Annotated in this window: 1 protein-coding gene; it reads left to right on the top strand. The window is 60.9% G+C overall.

Translation table 11 applies throughout. From position 1 onward, the window contains the following. Nucleotides 1-248: hypothetical protein (locus AAEZ08_RS23295; RefSeq protein ID WP_500125231.1), on the top strand; the 248-nt coding region annotated here is incomplete at both ends.

Raw genomic sequence — 248 nt, 5'->3', positions numbered from 1 at the left:
CTCCTGGGTTACGCAGTCGGCACCGGACTGGCCTGTGAAGGTATCGAACCTTACGACGAAATCGGTGGCCTTGACGCGGCCCTGATCGGTCCGCTGGTTGCATTGCTCGACGCACTGCACAGCGCCCACCAAACCCTGTCCATGTCCGCCGCACCCACAGAGTGGGGCGAGCGCCTGCAAAACCTGATGCAACTGTTTTTCCTCCCCAGCAACGAGCACGACGACTACCTGTTGGGCCAGCTTGAACA

Source organism: Pseudomonas sp. E45-MNA-CIBAN-0222, assembly GCF_040310405.1.
GTDB lineage: Bacteria > Pseudomonadota > Gammaproteobacteria > Pseudomonadales > Pseudomonadaceae > Stutzerimonas > Stutzerimonas stutzeri_AC.
The sequence above is the reverse complement of the archived record's forward strand: the minus strand, read 5'-3'. Positions and strand labels throughout refer to the sequence as shown.